A 760-nucleotide genomic window follows, 5' to 3' on the forward strand; every position below is an offset into this window, starting at 1 on the left:
CGCGATGGGCATCTCACGCAAGTGCGTGGGTGTCTGGATCAGCCGTTATGCCGCTGAAGGTCGGGAGGGGTTGGAGGATCGCTCCTCGCGCCCACATTCCTCGCCGAGCCGCACCCCGGGAAAAGTCGAGCAGCAAGTGCTGGCGGCTCGCCGCGCGCATCGTCGCGGCCAGGACTGGTTAGGGCCCGAACTAGGCGTCCCGGCCCGCACGGTGGGACGGATTCTGCGCCGCCATGATGTGCCGTATCTGCGCGAGTGTGACCCGATGACAGGGGTGCAGATCAAGGCGTCGAAGGCCACCGCGGTGCGCTATGAACGCGCCCATCCCGGCGAGTTGGTGCATGTGGATGTCAAGAAGCTGGGCCGCATACCTGACGGCGGCGGATGGCGAGTCCATGGACGCAGTGAACAGGTCCGGGACCGTGGGATCGGCTATGACTACGTGCACTCGATGGTTGATGATCACAGCCGGCTGGCGTACTCCGAAATCTTGCCCAATGAAAAGGGCGCGACGTGTGCAGCCTTTTTGAGGCGAGCCGCTGATTACTTTGCTGCACAGGGCATTCCACGCATCGAATCCGTGATCACTGACAATCACTTCAGCTACCGGCGATCCGTCGAGGTCGCCGCAGCCATCGCCGCGTTAGGAGCCAAGCACATCTTCATCAAACCGCACTGCCCCTGGCAGAACGGCAAGGTCGAACGTTACAACCGCACTCTTCAAATCGAGTGGTCCTACCGGCGGGTCTTCACCTCCAAC

The 760-nt window shown here is 62.4% G+C and carries 1 protein-coding gene; it reads left to right on the forward strand.

Features of this window, described 5'->3' with window-relative positions; genetic code table 11:
• On the forward strand, nt 1-760 hold a 760-nt coding region (locus A5791_RS17710), incomplete at both ends, for an IS481 family transposase (RefSeq protein ID WP_067239598.1).

The sequence above is a fragment of the Mycobacterium sp. 852002-51163_SCH5372311 genome, from assembly GCF_001667115.1.
Taxonomy (GTDB): domain Bacteria; phylum Actinomycetota; class Actinomycetes; order Mycobacteriales; family Mycobacteriaceae; genus Mycobacterium.